Raw genomic sequence first — 19,340 nt, forward strand, 5'->3', positions numbered from 1 at the left:
GGCTCTGCGCGGGGCTGGCCGGAACCCTTGCAATGCCGCTGCACGCGAGCGGCGAGCGCCATGCCCTGGTGATCGATCTCGACCGGCCGGGCAAAGGCCCATCGTTCCACCCTGACCGGGCGATCGGGGCGGGGATCGACGGGGGCCATGCCGGCGACATGGACCGGCTGTTCACGCCGCGAAACGTGGCGGCGATGAAGCGGGCGGGACTGCGGGCGCTGACCTATCGGCTGCGGACCGAGCTGGGGATCGAGGCCTGGCACTGGAACCCGGCGGGGCAATGGTCCGACCCGGCCCGCGCCGAGGGCTACTGGACATCGAGCGACGTGCCCGGCCGGCCGATCCGGCTCTCCTGGGGCTACCGCCTGCCGCGCCGGGGCGACACCGATGACAATGCCAATGATGATGGCTGGTCGCGGCTGACCGACGGGGACCGGGCGACCTTCTGGAAATCGAACCCCTATCTCGATCCGGCGGCGCTGGGCGACGGGCAGGCCCATCCCCAATGGCTGATGCTGCATTTCCGGCGCACGGTGCTGATCGACCGGGCGGTGATCGACTGGGCGACGCCCTGGGCCACGCGCTATGCCGTGCAATACTGGTCGGGCGCGGACGACTATGATCCGCACGGGGAATGGATCACCTTTCCCCATGGCGCGATCGATCACGGCGCGGGCGGGCGGAACGAGCTGGTCCTGGCCGACCGGCCGGTGGCGACCACCCATGTGCGGGTGCTGCTGCTGGCGGCTTCGGGAACGGCGCCGGACGGGGCGAGGGACTGGCGCGACCGGGCCGGCTTCGCGGTGCGCGAGGTGGCCTTCGGGACCGCCGGGCCGGACGGGCGCCTCAGCGACGCGGTGGTTCATGCGCCGAGCCATGCCGGGCAGACGGTGGCCCACGTTTCCTCCACCGATCCCTGGCACCGGGCGGTGGACCGCGATCCGAACCTGGAGCAGGTGGGGCTGGACCGGATCTTCGCCAGCGGCCTAGGCTTTGGCGGGCCGGTGATGATCCCGACCGGGCTGCTCTATGACACGCCCGAGAACGAGGCGGCCGAGCTGCGCTATGCTTCCCGGCGGCACTGGCCGGTGACCCGGATCGAGCTGGGCGAGGAACCGGACGGGCAATATGCCCCGCCGGCCGACTATGGCGCGCTCTATCTTGCGGCGGTGGACCGGCTGCGCGGGATCATTCCGGGCGCGCGGTTCGGCGGGCCGAGTATGCAGAGCGGGTTTACCGTGACCGAACTGCTGCCCGAGGCGCGCGGCTATTGGGCCAGGCGTTTCCTTGATTACCTGAAGCAGCGCGGGCGGCTGGGCGACCTGGGGTTCTTCTCGTTCGAGTTCTATCCGTTCGACGACATCTGCGGCGACTTGGCGGACAAGCTGCAACAGTCCAGCCGGATGCTGGACGAGGTGGGCCGGGTGCTGGATGACAGCGGATTGCCGCGCCAGGTGCCCCGGATCATTTCGGAATACGGGTTTTCGGCCTTCTCGGGCCGCGCCGAATCCGACCTGCCGAGCGCCGTGCTGACCGCCGGCGTGATCGGCCAGTGGCTGGCGGGCGGGGGCAGCGCGGCCTACCTGTTCGGCTATGGCCCGAACTGGCCGGCGCGGCCCGCGCAGGCCTGCGCCGGTTATGGCAACATGATGCTGTTCATGGCCGATGCCGCCGGACAGGCCGGGCCGCCGCTGGCCGCCTTCCACGCGGCGCGGCTGGTGACCCGCGACTGGACCTTGGCCGGTGGCGGGGCGCACCGGATCCTGCCGGCGCGGATCGAAGGCATGGCGGATCGGGCGGTGAGCGCCTGGGCGCTGCGGCGGCCTGATGGGCGGATCGCCGTGCTGGTGGTCAACCGCAGCGCGGAACGGGCCTTCGACCTGCCACTGGTGGGGCTGAAGGGCGGGCGGCGGGCGGCGCTGGGCGGGCCGGCGCAGGTCTGGCGGTTCGGGGCTGGTGAATACCGTTGGTTCGATGCGGAGGCGCAGTCCCGCCCGGTGGTGAGCCGGCCGGCGGTGCGGGCCGGGCTGGGCGCCGGGCCGGTCACGGTCCACGTGGCGCCGCAATCGGTGGTGGTGGTGCGGTTCGGGGCCAGGTGAGGCCGCGCGCTGGCGCGGCCTCGCTGGTGCCCGGCCCGATCCCTCGACTTCGCTCGGGACGAGCGGGGTTTGGGGTTCGCCTGGCGGGGCGGGACAGCCGCGCTCAGCCTGCCGTGGGGGTGGTGACCCGGCCGGTGCGTTCGAGCTTGCCCCAGCCCTGGGCCATGCCATGGAGCGCGGCGCTGACCGCGCGGATGACGACCGAATACATCACCTGGCGATAGACGAAGCGTTGGGCAAGCAGCAGCAGGGGGCGGAACTTCTCGCCGCGCACGTCGAGACGATAGGCGACCAGGCCGCAGGCGAGATCGATCGCCACGAAGCCGGCCCAGAAGGCGGCCATCCGCAGGACGTCGGTCTGGGTCTGCGCCCAGCCGTGTTCGACGACCCGCATGATGGTGCCGCCGATCGAGACGGCGAGCGCGAGGTCGATCAGCGGCGAGACGACCGCGAAGCCGATCTGGAACAGCCAGGCCTGCGGCATACCCACCAGGGCGAGACCGCCGGGCTTGCGCCGGCGCAGGACCGCGCGGTGCTTCCACAGGCATTGCAGGGTGCCGAACGACCAGCGGAAGCGCTGCTTGGCCAGCGCCTGGAAGGTTTCGGGCGCCTCGGTCCAGGCGACGGCCTGTTCGTCGTAGGCGACCTTCCAGCCCTTGCGCTGGATGGCGATGGTCAGGTCCTGGTCTTCGGCCAGGGTATCTTCCGGATAGCCGCCGACCGCATCGAGCGCGGTCCGGCGCCAGGCGCCCACGGCGCCCGGGACCACGGTGATCGCATCGAACCGGGCGAGCGCGCGGCGTTCGACGTTCTGGGCGGTGACATATTCGATCGCCTGCCAGCGGGTGACCAGGTTGACCCGGTTGCCGACCTTGGCATTGCCGGCGACCGCGCCGATCCGCTCATCGGCGAACCAGCGGACCAGCCGGGCGATGCATTCGCGCTCGAACTGGGTATCGGCATCGAGCGCGACGATGATCTCGCCGCTGGCGTGCTGCAGCGCGCGGTTGAGCGCGCTGGCCTTGCCGCCATTGGCAAGGGTGAGCAGGCGCACGCGCGGCTCGCCCGCGAAGGCCGAGGCGACCACGGCGCTGGTGCCATCCTTCGAGCCATCATCCGCCACGATCACTTCGAGGTGGGGATAGTCGCTTTCGAGGATGCGCCGGACCGAGGATTCGATCACCCGTTCCTCGTTGTAGGCCGGGACGATGACCGTGACCGTGGGGGCATGGTCGCCCGGCTCGGGCGGGTGGCGGCGCTTGTCGGGGAACAGGGCGAGGCCGGTGAGGATCAGCGCCCGCCCGATGCCCAGCGCAATGGCGAAGAAGAACAGCCAGTAGAGCGCGCTGATGCCGGTGCCGATCACGCTGAACAGGGCGACATCGGCGCGCACGGCGAAGAGATCGGTGCCATCGACCCGGGGCATGACCGCATCGCGGTTCAGCCCGGCCAGGGTGGAGACGGGGACCAGCTGGTAGCCATCATGTTGCAGGCGTTCGATGATTTGCGGCAGGGCGGCGATGGTCTGCGCGCGATCGCCGCCGGCATCGTGGAGGAGGACGATATTGCCCGAGCGATCGGGATCGCCGGCCTCGACCTGGGCGATGGTGCGATCGACGATGGCCTGGACGCCGGGGCGCTTCCAGTCGCCCGGATCGACGTGGAGGCCGACCACCGAATAGCCCTGTTGCTGGGCGATCAGCGCGGGTTCCAGCTCATCGGCCGTGGTCGGTTCGGCATCGCCGAAATAGGGCGCGCGGAACAGGCGGGTGGAGCGGCCGGTATAGGCTTCGATCAGGCGCTGGGTGGCATTGAGCTCCAGCTTGATGCCCATGGTGGCCTCGCCCGCCATGTTGGGGTGGGTGTAGGAGTGGTTGCCGATCTCGTCGCCGTCGGCAACCATGCGCTGGAGCAGGCCGCGGTTGTCCACCCCCATCTCGCCGACGATGAAGAAGGTGGCGGGGACATGGTAGCGTTCGAGCACCGACAGGACCTTGGGGGTCCATTCGGGATCCGGGCCATCATCGAAGGTGAGCGCGACCTGCCCGGGGTGGGCGCCGGTCCGCTGGACCACGTAGGGGGTGGGCAGCTGGCCATAGGTTTCGCGGGTGATCAGGTGGCTGGCCGGATCGTAGGCGAGCGCGCGGGTGCCGGACTGGGGCTGGGCGGCGACTCGCAGGATCTCGCCGCTGCCTTCGACATCGACATCCTGGGCGCCGACGATGGTTTCGATGCGGGTGCGCGTGCGATGGGCGCGCCAATCGGTCAGCGCGGTCCAGAAGCCCGGGTCTTCCGAGCCCATGCGCCACAGGCCGACATTGGCCACGCCCATGCGGCGCAATTGCTGGAGCTGGTTCCAGCTGGCCGCCGCATCCTGGAGCCACACGTCATGGTGGTGGCCGGCCTCGTCGGCATAGGCGAAGCCGGCATTGCCCACGCCGGACACGAAGGTGGGCCGGGTGTCGCTGTCATGCGCGGCGAGCCAGGCTTCGCCGACCGTGAGGGCATCGGCGCGGCCATCGTGCCAATCGTAGCCGTAGTTGCCGAGCGCGGCGATGACCTTGCCGGAGGGCACGCCCCGCAGCGCGCCCGACACGTGCTGGACGAACCAGGCATCGGAGGCGATCGGGCCGGCCTGGCCGCCCTGCCAGTGTTCGTCATAGGCCATCAGCACCAGCTTGTCGGCGGCGCGGGCGAGGGCCGGGAGCGGCCAGGCCGGGCTGTCGACCGGGGCGGTGACGCTGACCAGCTGGCCGCGCGGGGCAAGCACTTTGCGGGTTTCGGCGACCAGCCTGACCAGATCGGGCAGGGCGGCATCGGGCAGGTTCTCGAAGTCGAACATGATCCCGGCATCGCCGGTGCGGGCCAGGTGATCGGCGATGGCCTGGGTGAGCGCGGCGCGGCGGCCGGGATCGCGCAGGAGCGCGGCGGTTTGCGCGCCGTTCCAGGTGCCGGCGGTGATGTTCTGGATCACCGGGACGATCAGCGGGCGGTGCAGGGCATTGGCCACCACGCGCCGCAGGGCGGGATCGTCGGTCGCGGCCAGGTGGCCGGCGGGATCGAGGGTGAGCAGGGTGGGGGCCAGCCAGTCGACCTGGTCGATGTGGTGGATGAGCGAGGCGGTCCCGTCCTGCATGGCGGGGGAATAGAAGGCGATGGTCAGCGGCGGGCCATCGGCGGCGGTGGCGGCCGGATGGTGGCGGAACAGGCCGGCCACCCGGTGCTTGAGCCGGCTGACCTGGGCGCGGAACGGCAGTGGCGCCATGCGTTCGTAGCCGATCGGCAGCGGGGCGGCGGTGGGCACGTCGAGCACGGTGGTGGCAAAGACCACGCTGGCCAGGACCAGCAGCAGCATGGCCCCGAGGAAGGCCAGGCGCACACGACGGCGGCGCCGTCCGGTGGGATCGAAGAAAATGGGTCGGGCCACTGTGCCGGATACTCGCTGTTGCCTGCGGCTGAGTGGCCACCGGGCGGATTCCCGGCGTGCATTGTTCAGCCCGAGGTTCGCCTAGCAGCGCCGGGGGCAGGGGGCGGTTTCCGCGCGATTACGAATTTTTCACGCTTGGGGGCTTGGGCGGGGGGCGGGGCGGGGTGGCTCAGGGCTGGGGACGAACCGCGCCGAGGCCGAGCGGGGCGGCGGGATCGCGCACCGGGCGCAGGCGGCGGGGGCCGCTGGTGACGCCGTCGAGCGCGCGCAGCAGCGGGGTGACGAGCGGGATGTCGGCCTGCCAGTAGGCCCGGGCGAGGTGGGCCGCCGGATCGTAGGCGCCGCGCGCATCGGGGAGCAGCGAGGCGCGATCGAGCGCGCCCATCGCGGCGAGGACGCGCGCCTGGGCGACATAGGCGGCGGCGCTGGTCTCGTTGTAGCTGGAGCGGGCGGTGAGCAGGTCGCGCGCGAGTTCGAGGATGTCGAGCGTGGTTCGCATCCCGGCGCGTTCCTGTTCGAGCGCGCCGTCATAGGCGCTGCGGGCGGCGGCGACGGCGGCGGCGAGGCGCTGGATCGCGGCGTCCTGGGCCTGCCATTCGTTCCATGCCGAGGCGAGTTCGGCGCGGTTTTCGCGCAGGGTTTCATCGATGATGCGCCAGTCGGCGTCATTGGCTTCCTGCGCTTCGGAGATGCGGGCAGTGCGCGGGCCGGCATCGATCACGCCCGAGAGGGTGATGGCGGCGCGCAGTTCGGTCTGGTGGAGGCCGGCGTTGTAGGGGGATTGGGTGCCGTAGCTGGCCGACCCGGTGAGATCGACGCGGGGGAGCAGTTCGGCCCGGGCGGCGGCGAGCTGCGCGCGCGAGGCGCGTTCGCGGGCATGGGCGGCGGCGATGACCGGGTTGTGATCGGCCGCGAAGGCATAGGCCTCTTCCAGCGAACGGACCGGGATGGCGAAAGGGTTGGGGGGCGCGAGATCCCCGGCCGGGGCGCCGACGAAGCGCAAGAAGGCGGCCTCGCTGGCGGCAGCGGTGCTGCGGGCGACGAGCAGCTGGGCGCTGGCGAGATCGCGGCGGGAGGCGACCTGCTGGGCATCGGTGGCGGTGGATTCGTGGGCGGCAAGGCGGGTTTCGGTATCGTTCGACTGGCGGGCGAGGAGGGCGACGTTATCGGCCGCGACCGAAACCCCGATCCGGTCACGCAGGACCGAGGCATAGGCGTTGATCGCGCCGAGGAGGACCTGCTGTTCGGTAGCGCGCAGCGAGGCCTCGGCATAGGCGGCGCCGGCGCGGGCGTTGTCCTCGCTGGCGCGCAGGCGGCCGAAGGTGAACAGCGGCTGGCGCAGGACCGCGCTGACTGCCGAGGTCCAGCCGGACTGGACCCGCCACAGGCCGGAAATCACCTCGAAATTGTCGCGCTGGGTGCCGTAGGAGGCGGAATATTCGAGCTGCGGGCCATATTGGCCGCGCACCTCGGGAATGCGGTAGTCGGCGCTGCGGGCGCGGGCGCGGTCGGCGAGGAGCTGGGGGTTGGTCCAGTAGGCGCGCTCGATCGCGGCGACCAGGTCGACGACCGGCAGGGCGGGGTCGCGGGCGGCCTGTTCGGGCGGGGTGCCGGGGGGAAGCTGGGGGCGGAAGGCCGAGCCGCCGCTGGGCGCATCGGCCGGGCCGGGGGTGGGGTGCGAGGCGGCGGACACGACGAGGACCGGGGTCTGGATCGGGGCTGGCGGCGGGGCCGGGTTTGGCGGAGGCGTGGGGGCTGCTGCGGGGACCGGTTGGGGGGCGGGGGCGGGTTGTTGGAGGGACCAGCCCTGGGCCTGGGCCGGCGCGGCGGCGAGCATGGCTGGCACCAGGGCGAGGAGCGCGATCGCCGCCTGGCCCCCCGCCATGGCTCAGCTATCCCGGAAGGCGCGGGCGAACTGATCGGCCAGCGGCTTGAGAATGTAGGACATGAGCGAGCGGTTGCCGGTCTGGATGTAGACTTCGGCGGGCATTCCGCTTCGCAGGGCCAGCCCTTCGCGCCGGACCCGGTCCTGGTCGACCGCGATGCGGACGGTGTAATAGGGGCGGCCCTGGCCGGGCTGGACATCGGTGCGGTCGGTGGCGACATAGGTGACCGTGCCATCGATCTCGGGGGTGGCGGCGCGGTTGAACGAGGCAAAGCGGATCCGGGCTGACTGGCCTTTGCGGACCTGGTCGATATCGTCGGTGGTCACCGCGGCCTCGACCACCATGCGATCGGCATCGGGCACGATCTCCATGATCGGCTCGGCCGGCTTGACCACGTCGCCCACGGCGGAAAAGGCGATCTTCTCGACCGTGCCGGAATAGGGGGCGCGGATTTCCGAGCGGTTCTGCTGGTCGGTGGCGGCGATCGAGCGGGTTTGCTGCTGGTTGAGCGCGAGGGTGGTCTGCCCCAGTTCGGTGCCGGCCTGCGAGCGACGGGTTTCCGAGAGCTGGATCGCCTGTTCCTGGGCTTCGGTGATGCGCGCACGGGTGCTGGCGATCTGGGCCTGGAGCGCGCCGATATTGCCCTGGAAATCGGCGGCGGTGCGTTCCAGCTCGTTGAGGCGGCTGATCGTGACGAGCTGCTTGTTCCACAGGTCCTGCACCGAGCGGCGTTCCGGTTCGATCAGCGCCGACTGGCGCTGGAGCGCGGCGATCTGCGAGTGGTAGCCGGCGATCTGCTGGTTGAACTGGACGATCCGCGCGGACAGCTGCGCGCGCAACTGTCCTTCTTCCGAGCGGTGGATGGCAAACAGGCGCTGTTCGTCCTGCATCGCCCTGGCCGCGCTGGGGGAGGTGCTGGCGGTGAGTTCGGGCGGGAAGGCGATGGCCGGGGCGCCGAGCCGTTCGGCTTCGAGCCGGGCGCGCTGGGCGAGCAACTGTTCGACCGAGAGGTTGGAATAGGTGGCATCGGCGCCGGTGACGCGATCATCGAGCCGCATGAGGAGCTGGCCGGCCTTCACGTGCTGGCCATTGACGACCATGATTGCGGCGATCACCCCGCCGGTTGGGTGGGCGATCCGCTTGACCCGGCTTTCGACGCCGACCGATCCGGCGCCGATCACCGCGCCGCCGATCGGCACCACCACGGCGAGCAGCAGCAGGACCGCGCAGGCGCCGGCCAGCACCTGGAGGGGCCGGCGCTGGGCGGCGGTCGCGGCGGGAGACGCAGGCTGTTCCCAGGGTTCGGGCACCTGGGGTATGAGCGCCGAGGAGAGCGGGGCGTTCATGGCAAGGCTCCCTGCGCGCGCGCGGCGGGATCGGCCCTGGCTTCGGCTTGCGCCTGCGGGGTTCCGGCCAGTTCGATCTTGGAGGTGCGCTTGAGCACTTCGTCGCGTTCGCCATAATCCACCAGCCGGCCGGCCGAGAGGACCGCGACGTGGCTGACCGGGCCGAGCGTGGCCGGACGGTGGGTGACCATGACCACGATTCCCCCCCGCCGGCGGACCCGCAGGATCGCCTCGCCAAGCGCGGCGTCGCCGGCGGCATCAAGGTTGGAATTGGGCTCGTCGAGCACGACCAGGAAGGGATCGCCATAGAGCGCGCGGGCAAGCGCGATGCGCTGGCGCTGGCCGGCGGACAGTTCGCCGCCGCCCGAGCCGATCACCGTGTCATAGCCGTGGGGGAGCGCGAGGATCGCCTCGTGCATTCCGGCCGCGCCCGCGGCGGCGAGGATCGCCTGCGACGCGGCGTTCGGCTCGAACCGGGCGATGTTTTCGGCCACCGTGCCTTCGAGCAGTTCGATCGCCTGGGGCAGGTAGCCCATCGAGGCGCCCAGTTGCGCGCGATCCCACTGATCATGGGTGGCGCCATCGAGCCGGATCTCGCCGCGCGCCGGCGGCCAGATGCCGAGCAGGGCGCGGGCGAGGGTGGACTTGCCGGCCGCCGATGGCCCGATGATCGCCAGCGCCTGGCCGGGTTCGAGGGTGAGGCTGACCCCGGCCAGGGCGGGCGCCTGGGCGCCGGGCGGGATCACCCAGAGATCGCGCACCTGGACCTTGTGGGTGGGGGCGGGCAGGGCGACGGGATTGGCGGCGTGGCGCGGGTGGGTGCGGATCGCCTCGACGATGCGCCACCAGCCCGCCCGCGCGGCGGCGAGATTGCGCGAGGTGGCGATGGCCTGATCAACCGGGGCCAGCGCCCGGCCCGAAAGGATCGAGGCGGCGAGGATGATGCCGCCGCTGGCCTTGCCGTCGATCACCAGCAGGGCGCCGACGGTCAGCATCGTCGATTGCAGGAACAGGCGGAACAGGCGGCCGGCCCCGCCCAGCCGCGCGATGGTGCGGCTGAGCGAACCTTGCAGGGCGCGCGAGCTTTCGTCCCAGCGGCGGCTGCGGGCGAGCAGGCGTTCCTGCATCCCCATGGCGAGCGAGGCTTCCGCGAAGCGCAGTTCGGTCTGGTTGGCGGCGAAGCGCCGACCGGAGAATTCGGCCAGTTCGCGGGTGACGATCTGGCTGCGGCGGTTGGTCCACCAGGCAAGCGCGGCGAGCACCACCGTGCCGAGCAGCGCGGTGAGGCCGAGCGCCCAGTGCAGCGCGGTGAGCACCACGAGGAAGACGATCACCCACGGCAGGTCGATGATCGCCAGCGGGCCGTTGCTGGCAAGGAAGCCGTGGACCTGATCGAGATCGCGGGTGAGCTGGAGCCCTTCGCTCTCGCGCTGGGTGATAAGGGTGCGGCTGGTGGCCGAATGGTGGACGGCATCGAACAGATCGGCATGGACGCCATCGGCCAGGGCCAGCAGGGCATCGCTGCGAACGGCTTCGAGCGCGGCCTGGATCAGGTAGATCAGCGCCAGCATGGCGAAGAGCCCGGAAAGGGTGGGGATCGAGCGGCTGGGCAGGACCGAATCGTAGACCAGCATCATATAAAGCGAGCCGGCGAAGACCAGCAGGTTGACCAGCGCGCTGGCGACCAGGATGACGATCACGCTGGGCCGGTAGCGCAGCAGGAACCGCCCGAAGAGTTGTCCGAACAGGCGATCGTCGGCGGGGCGGCGGGCCACGGGATCAGGCCTTCCTGGCCGGCAGCCACCGACTTGCCCGGGGCAATGCCGCCGGGGCCGGGGCGTTCATGGCGCGCACGACGATCCTGCCTTGTTGCAAGCGCACGATCTCCTCCCGCCGCGAAGGCACACCGCCGCGCGGCCCGATCGCTGGTTCGATCAACTGGCAAACCGATGGAATCGCTGCGAGTTCCTTGCGAAAAAGGGGTAGTGGCCGGGTTTCGGCCCGATCGGTTATGGGGTGGGTCAGCGATGAACGGCCTTGGCCGCGCGGCGGGGCGTGCGCCGGCAGTGGAGAGCGCCGGGGCTGGATCTGCTATCTGGGCGCGGCGGGTGCGGACAGCGACAGGCGGGGGCGGCTGACTGGAGCGGCGACGGGATTTCACGCAGGCAGAGGTGTGGGCATGGCGGTTGTTGTGGGTGTCCTGGCGGTGGCCGGGCTGGTTTTCGTGACCGTGACCGGCCTGGCCATGCTGGCCTTCTATCTGCTGGGCGAGCCGGGAGCGGACGCGGACCGCGGGCCGGTGGCGGCGACCGGGCTCCAGCCGCTGCACGTGTGGCGCCATCTCACCGCCGTGCTCAGGGACAAGCCGCGCCGGCTGACCGCCAACCCGCGCGATTGAGCAGGGCCGGCTGCGCGCTCAGGCGAACCGGCCGGAGCGCAGCAGGCCGCCAAGATCCCGGCGGTGCCACAGGTTGAGGCAGTTGACCGCGATCTTGAGCTGGACCCGCGCGGTTTCGTGGGCATCGAGCGCGGGATCGTGGCGGCTGGCGAGCAGCGCGGGATCGGGAATTTCCGACAGGATGGCGCGCGGCGCGGTGGCCAGCACGACGCAGGCCGTGCCGATCACGGCGAGATCGACATGGCGCTGGAGCAGGTCGGGATCGAGCCGGGGGCCGCCGGCGCGGGCATAATGTTCGGCAAACAGGGCGACGAGCGCGGCGAGGTGATCGTCGAGCAGGTCGGCCTCGCACGCCGAGAGCGCGCCCCACAGCGCGCCGGCGACCGGCATCTGGCCGACCGCGCCCCAATCGATCAGGCCGCAGTTCAGCGCACCGGCGGGATTGCGCCAGAACCAGGCGTTGTCGATGTTGGCGTTCCAGTGGCACAGCGCGATCATCTCGGGCGCGGAAAGCTGGAACCGGGCGATCGCGTCCTGGTGGGTCACGGCCAGCGGCGCATCGGCGCAGAGCCCGGCGAGGAACGCCGGATCGGCCAGATGGGCCGGGAACAGGTGGGGATGGCGGGTGATGAACTGCGCCATCCGGCCGATCCGTTCGGCAAGGGCGGCGCTGTCATGGCGGCCGCGCCGGGCGGCGAGCGCCTGTTCGCGGTCAAACGGAAAGGCGCGCTCGATCGCGGCCAGCCGGCCGGAGCGGTGGGTGCCCGACAGGTGGGCGAGCGTGGCGACCAGCACCTCGTAATGGGCCAGGGCATCGGGCAGGCGGTGGTCCATGCACTTGGGCCAGTGCGGTTCGACCGCGCCCTCGCCATAGGCGATGCGTTCCGAGATGATCAGCCCGGTGCCCGAGGCGCGGTGATAGTCGGCATGGAGGCAGGCGGGCACGGCCACCGGAAAGGCCGGATCGCGCGAGAGCAGGGCGAGGCGGACTTCGGGTTCCATGTACCAGCGCACCCGATCGCGCACGGGATCGGTGGCATTGCGCGAGAACTTGACGAACAGGTCGGGTGCGAGGCCGGGCTGCGGCTGCGCGTAGGCCAGCGAGAGCATGGCCTTGGTGCCGGTGCCGCCGACCGGCCATTCATCGAGCCGGGTGATTGCGGTGACGCGGTTGCCGGCGGCCAGCACGCCGCCGGCGTGGAGCGCGCGGGTGAGCCATTCCGGCCCGCCGGCGCGCAGGGCCGCGGGCGTCGCGGGCAGGGCCAGGCCGTGATGGTCGCCCATGACCCAGGGCTGCAGATCTGGCCGGCCTGGCGCCTCGTCCATGCCTGCGGCCTTGGCGCGTTCAGGCGCCGAAGCGGTCCCGGAGGGCCATCAGCGCCAGCGCGGCCTTGGCCGCCTCGCCGCCCTTGTCCTTCTGCGCGGCATCGGCGCGGACCAGCGCCTGGGCCTCGTTTTCGACCGTGAGGATGCCGTTGCCGATGGCCACGCCGTCCATGGTCAGGGCCATGATCCCGCGCGCGCTTTCGCCGGCGACGATCTCGAAGTGGTAGGTTTCGCCGCGGATCACCACGCCGATCGCCACATAGCCGTCATAGTCGCCGCCCTGATCCGCCAGGGCAATGGCGGCGGGGATTTCAAGCGCGCCGGGGACAGTGATCACCTCGGCCTGGTGGCCGGCGGCCTTGATCGCCGCCTTGGCGCCCGCGATCAGCATATCGTTCAGGTGATCGTAGAAGCGCGCCTCGACGATGAGGATGCGGGCCATGGCAATATCCTTGAAAGGGATGGGGAAAAGGTCAGTCGATCCGGCGTTCGCCGACGATCGACAGGCCATAGCCTTCGAGCGCGATCAGCGAGTGGTGGCTGTTGGTGAGCAGGATCATGTCGTGGATGCCAAGCTCGGCCAGGATCTGCGCGCCCACGCCATAATCGCGCAGTTCCTCGATCGGCGGCTCCATGCCGGCCCGGACCTGCTGCTTGATTTCCATCGCCCGGCTGATCGATCCGGGTGCGGGGCGGTTGATGGTCACGATCACGCCGCTGCCGGCATCGGCGATCAATTGCATCGCCCGGCCAAGGATTCCCGCGCGCGGCCCAGCCTCGCCCAGTACGTCGGCATAGATCGAGATGCTGTGCATCCGCACCAGGGTGGGCTGGTCGGCCTCGATGCGGCCCTTGACCAGGGCCAGGGTCTCGTCGCCGGTGGCGCGGTTGAAGAAGGTGATCGCTCGCCATTCGCCGCCCCAGATGCTGGTGAAGGCCAGCTCGGAGCGCTTCTCGACCATGCGATCGTGTTTGCGGCGATAGGCGATGAGATCGCGGATCGTGCCGATCTTGAGATCGTGCATCCGGGCGAAGGCGACCAGATCATCCATCCGGGCCATGGTGCCATCCTCGCGCATGATCTCGCAGATCACGCCCGAGGGATTGAGGCCGGCGAGGCGCGAGATATCGACCGCGGCCTCGGTATGGCCGGCGCGGACCAGAACGCCGCCCGCCTTGGCACGCAGCGGGAAGACATGGCCGGGGGTGACGATATCGTCGCGGCCCTTGGTGCCATCGATCGCCACGCTGATCGTGCGGGCGCGATCGCCTGCGGAAATGCCGGTGGTGACCCCTTCGCGCGCCTCGATCGAGACGGTGAAGGCGGTTTCGTGGCGGGTGCCGTTGTTGCGGCTCATCAGTTCGAGACCGAGCTGCTCGCAGCGTTCGCCGGTGAGGGTGAGGCAGATCAGGCCGCGGCCGTGCGTGGCCATGAAGTTGACCGCCGAGGGGGTGGCCATCTGCGCCGGGATGACCAGATCGCCTTCGTTTTCCCGGTCCTCGTCGTCGACCAGGATGAACATCCGGCCGTTGCGGGCCTCGTCGATGATTTCCTCGATCGGCACGAGCACCGGGGTATCGTCGTTCGAGAGCAGGAAGCGCTCCAGCTTGCCCAGGGTTTCCGCCGTGGGGTTCCAGTCCGCCTCGGCGCAATCGCGCAGGGTGTTGGCGTGAAGCCCGGCGGCGCGGGCAAGGCCGGCGCGGGTCATCTGGCCGGAGGTGACGAGGGCGCGGACGCGTTCGATCGTGGACATGAGCGCCCCGATACCATGGGGATACACATTCCGCAAGTGGACGGCACAGTGAAATGTGGCTAATGTGTTTCTGAATGTGCCATGCTGGTCGGCGCAATGGGGGAGAGAGGTGTCCCTCGAGAACTTTGGGTTGAACGGGCTGGAAACCGGGTCTGCTAACGGTCATAGTCGCGTGGGGAACCCGGGGAGCCCAAGGAACCACGGCGTGAAGACATTCATCAAGGATTGCCGCCGCGGCAGGTTCCTGCTCATCGAAGGCGACATGATCAGCGGATACGTGGACCGGCTCGGCCACTGGTGCGATGTGGAGGTGGACCTGTTCCGCAGCCTCCTGCCCGAGCGGGGCGGGGTCTGCATCGAAGTGGGAGCCAATATCGGGATGCACGCGGTGCCGCTGGCCAGGATGTGCGCGGGCGGCAAGCTGGTCTGCTACGAGCCGCAGCGCCCGATCTTCCACGTGCTGTGCGCCAACCTGGCGCTCAACAACCTGCTCAATGTCGAGGCCCGGCGGGCCGCGGTGGGGCGCGCCCCGGGCCGGATCGCGATCGAGACCAGCGCCTATGACCAGCCGTGGAACTATGGTTCGTTCTCGATCGGCAGTGGCTTCAGCACCGAGGGGGCCTATGGCGCCCCGGTCGTGACCGAAGGAGTCGAGATCGTCTCGCTCGACAGTGATCCCGCGCTCGAGGGGCTGGAGCGGGTGGACCTGTTGAAGATCGATGCCGAGGGCCACGAGATGGACGTGCTGGAAGGCGCGCGCGCCCTGATCGCGCGGCACCGGCCGGCAATCTTCGTCGAGCCGGGCGGGGCCGACCGGATCGATGGCCTGGCCGCCTTGATCGGGGCCATGGGCTACCGCGGCTACTGGTTCGTCAGCAGCCGCTATGCCAAGGGCGATCCGCTTCCCAAACCCGGTGTCCTGGAGCGCGACTACGATATCAACCTGGTGTTCGTGGCCGAGGGGCGGCCGCAGCCGGACCTCAAGCCGATCGGTCGGGCCGAGGCTGATCTGGCCGCCGGCATCCCGATCCGCGTTAGCTTTCCCTGAGGCCGCATGGCGCCAGGCCCGCCCGGCCTCTGGCCGGGTTTGGGCGGGGCGGGTTTGCGGCAGATCGGGCTGGCGGCGGGGTGGTCAGCCGTTGGCGGCCCAGGTGCAATCGGCGCGGGACAGCGGACCGTCGGTTTGCCAGAAGGCTGGCCCGCCATGGCGGGCGAGGATATCGGGCGGCAGGGTTGCCGTGAGCTGGCGCGGCTCGACCTGCTGGCGCACGTCGTGGAGGCCGGGCGCCCCTATCTGGCTGTCGAATTCGTTGGCCGAATAGGACAGGCCGGCAAAATCATGGGCGAACGGCGCAATCGCGCAGAAGCGATAGATCGCGGCGATCACTTCGGCCGGCGCACTGACGAGCGACTGGTACGACACCAGCATCAGCCGATCGCTTGCCGCGCCGTAGAAGGCTTCCTTGAGTCCGTTGAGCGCCAGGCCGATCAGGCCATTGGCGAACATCAACTGGTCGCTGCGGGTATAGGCCGAGGTGTCGGGATCGCGGTTGACGATCTGGGAGACCTGGAGCGGGTTCCTCAGGTACTGGTGTTCGAAGCTTTGCAGGATCTCGCCGATCGGCCGGACGAGGCAGACCAGCCGGGCATCGGGGAACAGTTCGAGCAGGACCGGCAGCTTTTGGGTCCAACTGCGGTTGGTATCGAAGATCAGCGGTTCGGGCCGGGCGATGTAATAGCTGTCAAACAGGCCGCGCAGGATCGCCCGGCGCTCCGCGTCGGTGTACATCGAGGCGAATTCGCCGCCGCTGAGCCGAGGAAGCAGCGCATTGACCAGGCTGAACACCGGGCTGGTCATGCCGGCGTGCACCTCGGGGTTCTGCCGCAGGATCGCGCCGAGCAGGGTCGATCCCGAGCGCGGCAGTCCCGAGATGAAGAAGAACCGCCGCATCAATAGTCAGCGCCCTCGCGGCGGCGCATCGAGCGCCCGAGCGGGCCGCGATACATATATTGCCCGAGGTGGCCGAGATCGGACTGGAAATCGGCATGGACCTTGCCGCCCATGTCACGCCAGCGGCGGCAGAAGGCATAGTCTTCCGAGAGGTAGCGCTTGGTTTCCGGTTCAACCATGCAATCGAAGAACAGCCAGTAAAGGTGCGACTTCTCGCGCTTGTCGGCACCTTCGGGGATGTAGTTGAGCTCGGGATAGTGTTCGATCATGCGGCGGAACACGTCGCGCTTGATGCACATGAACCCGGTCGGCGCTTCGGCCACCTCGATGAATTCGTCGGCCGTGACGCGCGGCAGGACCGGTTCCTCCCAGAGACCCACCGGGTTGAACGGGTAGGTGGCGTGGCGCACGACATATTCGTCGAGCGTCATCGGCTCGGGAATGCCCTCGGCCGGCCAGTTGAGGTTCTTGATCGGATAGATGCCGGCGGCGACATCGAGATCGGACAGCAGCAGGCGGAAGGCATCGCGCGGCTGGAACTCGATATCGGAGTCGATCCACAACAGGTGGGTGAATTCCTCGTGTTCGAGGAAGAACCGGACCATCTCGTTGCGCCCGCGGGTGACGAGGCTTTCCGAATGCATATGCAGCGTGGTCTGCAGGCCGAACTTGTTGGCAGCCATGCCGAACCGGAAAATGCTGGTCACGTAGTTCATCGAGACCGCCGAGATGTAGCACGGCGTGGCGATCAGCACGTGCATCGACTTCAGAGCTTCATCGGGAAGCATGAATTCCCCTTCCTTTATCAGTTTCGTGGCCACGGGTTACCCGGCTGGCCAAAGTCTGTCCGGCATTCCGGAGGGTAGTCTTACCGGCAATTGCTTAAGCGGCAATGGCCTTGACCACCGGAATCGCGCCGACGACCGCAGCCGTCGCCCGGGACCGGACAAGCGGGACGGCGGGGGCAGGTGAGACTGGGCGCGATCGGCGCGCCGGCTCGGCGGCTGGCCGCTCCGGCCAGGCCGGGAACGCCGGGCCATCAAAAGCCGGACTCGCCTGGGCCTGATTAGTCTGGCCCCAAAGAGCGATCCCCGGGTGCGTGGTGCACCCGGGGATCGCGATCTTCAGCCCGTGCGGGCCGGCAGGGTTCGGCCAGTTATCAGAACTGGATGCCGAAGCCCGCCGCGGCGCCCGCAGTGCCCTGGCTGTCGAGCGTGCCGCTGGCGCGGAAGCTCCACTTGCCGTCGTCGGTGGTCTTGGCGAGGCCGAGCGAGTAGCCGCTCTGCCCGTGCCAGTAACCGAAGCCGCCGCTGAACATCCAGGCACCCGGCTCGGTCGGCGACGGCATGGCCGCCATCGACATGGCCGAGGCGATGCCCGCGCTGAGCTTGCGGCTCAGCGTGTCGGTGATCCAGAACACCTGGCCGCCATTCACCGCATCCGTGCTGGTCGGATTGATCCGGCCGGCAGCGACATTGGTGATCTGGCGCTCGGCGCCCTGCGAGCCGACCGACACCACGCTCTGCGGGTTGTTGCCCGGGAAGTTGCTGAAGCCCCAGCCATCGACCGTCGCCCCGCTGGTCGGGTTCGAGGGAGCGGTGATCGAGTTGGAGCCCAGGGCAACGTCGTTCGGGTTGTTGGCCCGCGAGTTGTAGCCCACCGCCGTCGACCCGGTGGCGATAGCCGTGGCCGCGAAGCCGACCGCGGTCGACTGCTCGGCATTGGCGTTTGCCGTCGAACCGAAGGCCGAGGCCGTGTTCGCGTTGGCGATGGCGTTGTTGCCGAAGGCGATCGCCTGGGTACCCAGCGCCCGGGCACCGGCACCGCCGGCCGTGGCGTTGGTGCCGTTGGCCAGAGCCTGGACACCGAGGGCCGTGGCATTGGTGCCGTTGGCATTGGCAAGGACACCGAAGGACGTGGCATTGGCACCCGTGGCAAGCGCCAGGCTACCGCCCGCCGAAGCGTTGGCACCGGTGGCCGTGGCCCGGTCACCCAGGGCGAGAGCCGAAGCACCCGCCGCAGTGGCCGAGAAGCCGGTGGCCGTGGCCGAAGCCCCGGTGGCCGTGGCGTTGGCACCGGTGGCCGTGGCGTTGGCGCCATTGGCAACCGAGGCGAAGCCGGAGGCCGTGGCCGCCGCACCAGTCGCATTGGACTGGAAGCCAAGGGCCGTCGCACTGGCACCGAAGGCCAGCGAGCTCGGACCGAACGCCGAGGCATTGGCGCCAGTGGCGTTGGCGTTGGCGCCGACCGCCGAAGCCGCCGTACCATTGGCCAGGGCACTGACACCGGTGGCCGTGGCATTGGCGCCCGAAGCGTTGGCGAGTACGCCAACCGCCGTGGCGTTGTTGCCGGTGGCGCCGGCACGATCACCGACCGCCGTGGCCGAGAGACCGCTGGCCAGGGCACTGGAGCCCGCGGCCGTGGCATTGGTGCCGCTGGCGAGAGCGCTGGCGCCGGTTGCCGTGGCGTTGGCACCCGCCGCGTTGGCCTGGACGCCGGTTGCCGTGGCGTTGTTGCCGCCGGCGATGGCGCTGGCGCCGGTTGCCGTGGCGTTGGTGCCGGCCGCGTTGGCGCTGACGCCGGTGGCCGTGGCGTTGTTGCCACTGGCGCTGGCGCGATCACCCGAAGCCGTGGCCGAAGTGCCGCTGGCGAGGGCGCTGGAGCCGGTTGCCGTGGCGTTGGCACCCGCCGCGTTGGCCTGGACGCCGGTTGCCGTGGCGTTGTTGCCGCCGGCGATGGCGCTGGCGCCAGTTGCCGTTGCGTTGGTGCCGGCCGCGTTGGCCAGAACGCCGGTTGCCGTGGCGTTGTTGCCGCTGGCGCTGGCGCGATCACCCGAGGCCGTGGCTGAGGTGCCGCTGGCGTTGGCGAGCACGCCAGTTGCCGTGGCATTGGTGCCGACCGCGTTGGCCTGGACGCCGGTTGCCGTGGCATTCAGGCCATTGGCAACCGCGAGGCTACCGGTTGCCGTAGCGGTCACGCCCAGGGCCTTGGCGCTGTCACCGGTGGCCGTGGCGAAGTTGCCGTTGGCCAGGGCCGAAGTACCGGTTGCCGTGGCGTTGGAGCCGAGCGCCTGGGCGTTCGAACCCGAAGCCGTGGCGTCGGCGCCCGAAGCCAGGGCCGAGGAGCCCGCGGCGGTGGCGTTGGTGCCGGCGG

13 protein-coding genes are annotated in these 19,340 nt (G+C 70.0%); 3 read left to right on the forward strand and 10 right to left on the reverse strand.

The features are described from left to right. Positions 1-32: 32 nt before the first annotated feature. Positions 33-2,099, forward strand: a complete 2,067-nt coding sequence (locus ACFOD9_RS10260; RefSeq protein WP_379510021.1) for a hypothetical protein — start codon at positions 33-35, stop codon at positions 2,097-2,099. A 103-nt stretch (positions 2,100-2,202) separates the two neighbouring features. Here the strand turns inward: ACFOD9_RS10260 and ACFOD9_RS10265 are convergent, their stop codons facing one another. From ACFOD9_RS10265 to ACFOD9_RS10280, 4 genes are all read right to left on the reverse strand, one after another. Beyond that, positions 2,203-5,526, reverse strand: a complete 3,324-nt coding sequence (locus tag ACFOD9_RS10265; RefSeq protein WP_379510022.1) for a glycosyltransferase — start codon at positions 5,524-5,526, stop codon at positions 2,203-2,205. A gap of 169 nt (positions 5,527-5,695) precedes the next feature. Next, positions 5,696-7,411 (reverse strand): TolC family protein, encoded by a 1,716-nt coding sequence (locus ACFOD9_RS10270; RefSeq protein WP_379510023.1) that lies wholly within the window; start codon positions 7,409-7,411, stop codon positions 5,696-5,698. Positions 7,412-7,414: 3 nt separating this feature from the next. Next, positions 7,415-8,758, reverse strand: coding sequence for an HlyD family type I secretion periplasmic adaptor subunit (locus tag ACFOD9_RS10275; protein WP_379510024.1), 1,344 nt, complete (start codon positions 8,756-8,758; stop codon positions 7,415-7,417). Next, positions 8,755-10,533, reverse strand: a complete 1,779-nt coding sequence (locus ACFOD9_RS10280; RefSeq protein WP_379510025.1) for a type I secretion system permease/ATPase — start codon at positions 10,531-10,533, stop codon at positions 8,755-8,757. Before ACFOD9_RS10280 ends, ACFOD9_RS10275 begins: the two co-directional genes overlap by 4 nt. A gap of 404 nt (positions 10,534-10,937) precedes the next feature. On the opposite strand from ACFOD9_RS10280, the gene ACFOD9_RS10285 reads away from it, so the two are divergent. Next, positions 10,938-11,156 (forward strand): hypothetical protein, encoded by a 219-nt coding sequence (locus ACFOD9_RS10285; RefSeq protein WP_379510026.1) that lies wholly within the window; start codon positions 10,938-10,940, stop codon positions 11,154-11,156. 18 nt (positions 11,157-11,174) lie between these two features. On the opposite strand, the gene ACFOD9_RS10290 is transcribed toward ACFOD9_RS10285, so the two are convergent. Genes ACFOD9_RS10290 through ribB form a run of 3 tightly spaced genes read right to left on the reverse strand, consistent with a single transcriptional unit; the run spans position 11,175 to position 14,236 of the window. Beyond that, entirely contained in the window at positions 11,175-12,482 is a 1,308-nt protein-coding gene (locus tag ACFOD9_RS10290) for a hypothetical protein (RefSeq protein WP_379510027.1), read from the reverse strand. A 19-nt stretch (positions 12,483-12,501) separates the two neighbouring features. Next, positions 12,502-12,924 carry a 6,7-dimethyl-8-ribityllumazine synthase gene (ribH, locus tag ACFOD9_RS10295; protein WP_379510028.1) on the reverse strand — a complete coding sequence of 141 codons (423 nt, stop codon included), beginning with the start codon at positions 12,922-12,924 and terminating at the stop codon, positions 12,502-12,504. Between the two features lie 31 nt (positions 12,925-12,955). Next, the gene (gene ribB, locus ACFOD9_RS10300; protein WP_379510029.1) at positions 12,956-14,236 is read right to left on the reverse strand and encodes a 3,4-dihydroxy-2-butanone-4-phosphate synthase; all 1,281 of its coding nucleotides are present in this window, start codon (positions 14,234-14,236) and stop codon (positions 12,956-12,958) included. A 205-nt stretch (positions 14,237-14,441) separates the two neighbouring features. On the opposite strand from ribB, the gene ACFOD9_RS10305 reads away from it, so the two are divergent. Continuing rightward, on the forward strand, positions 14,442-15,284 hold the full coding sequence (locus ACFOD9_RS10305) for an FkbM family methyltransferase (protein ID WP_379510030.1): 843 nt from the start codon (positions 14,442-14,444) through the stop codon (positions 15,282-15,284). Positions 15,285-15,368: 84 nt separating this feature from the next. Here the strand turns inward: ACFOD9_RS10305 and ACFOD9_RS10310 are convergent, their stop codons facing one another. The 3 genes from ACFOD9_RS10310 to ACFOD9_RS10320 form a co-directional block, all read right to left on the reverse strand. Continuing rightward, complete coding sequence (locus ACFOD9_RS10310) at positions 15,369-16,187, reverse strand: sulfotransferase family protein (RefSeq protein WP_379510031.1); 819 nt, start codon at positions 16,185-16,187, stop codon at positions 15,369-15,371. After that, a complete protein-coding gene (locus ACFOD9_RS10315) occupies positions 16,187-16,975 on the reverse strand; it encodes a hypothetical protein (RefSeq protein WP_379510032.1) in 789 nt (262 codons plus the stop codon). The genes ACFOD9_RS10310 and ACFOD9_RS10315 overlap by 1 nt, the downstream gene beginning before the upstream one ends. A gap of 371 nt (positions 16,976-17,346) precedes the next feature. Then, positions 17,347-19,340: YadA family autotransporter adhesin (locus ACFOD9_RS10320; protein WP_379510033.1), on the reverse strand; the 1,994-nt coding region annotated here is incomplete at its 5' end.

The sequence above is a fragment of the Novosphingobium bradum genome (assembly GCF_042646485.1).
Classification (GTDB): domain Bacteria; phylum Pseudomonadota; class Alphaproteobacteria; order Sphingomonadales; family Sphingomonadaceae; genus Novosphingobium; species Novosphingobium bradum.

Excerpts from the sequence above, each read along its gene's own strand:
- ACFOD9_RS10260 (WP_379510021.1), top strand. The coding sequence starts at position 33 with ATGCCGCTGCACGCGAGCGGCGAGCGCCATGCCCTGGTGATCGATCTC.
- ACFOD9_RS10270 (WP_379510023.1), bottom strand. The coding sequence starts at position 7,411 with ATGGCGGGGGGCCAGGCGGCGATCGCGCTCCTCGCCCTGGTGCCAGCC.
- ACFOD9_RS10275 (WP_379510024.1), bottom strand. The coding sequence starts at position 8,758 with ATGAACGCCCCGCTCTCCTCGGCGCTCATACCCCAGGTGCCCGAACCC.
- ACFOD9_RS10285 (WP_379510026.1), top strand. The coding sequence starts at position 10,938 with ATGGCGGTTGTTGTGGGTGTCCTGGCGGTGGCCGGGCTGGTTTTCGTG.
- ACFOD9_RS10290 (WP_379510027.1), bottom strand. The coding sequence starts at position 12,482 with ATGGACGAGGCGCCAGGCCGGCCAGATCTGCAGCCCTGGGTCATGGGC.
- ribH (WP_379510028.1), bottom strand. The coding sequence starts at position 12,924 with ATGGCCCGCATCCTCATCGTCGAGGCGCGCTTCTACGATCACCTGAAC.
- ribB (WP_379510029.1), bottom strand. The coding sequence starts at position 14,236 with ATGTCCACGATCGAACGCGTCCGCGCCCTCGTCACCTCCGGCCAGATG.
- ACFOD9_RS10310 (WP_379510031.1), bottom strand. The coding sequence starts at position 16,187 with ATGCGGCGGTTCTTCTTCATCTCGGGACTGCCGCGCTCGGGATCGACC.
- ACFOD9_RS10315 (WP_379510032.1), bottom strand. The coding sequence starts at position 16,975 with ATGCTTCCCGATGAAGCTCTGAAGTCGATGCACGTGCTGATCGCCACG.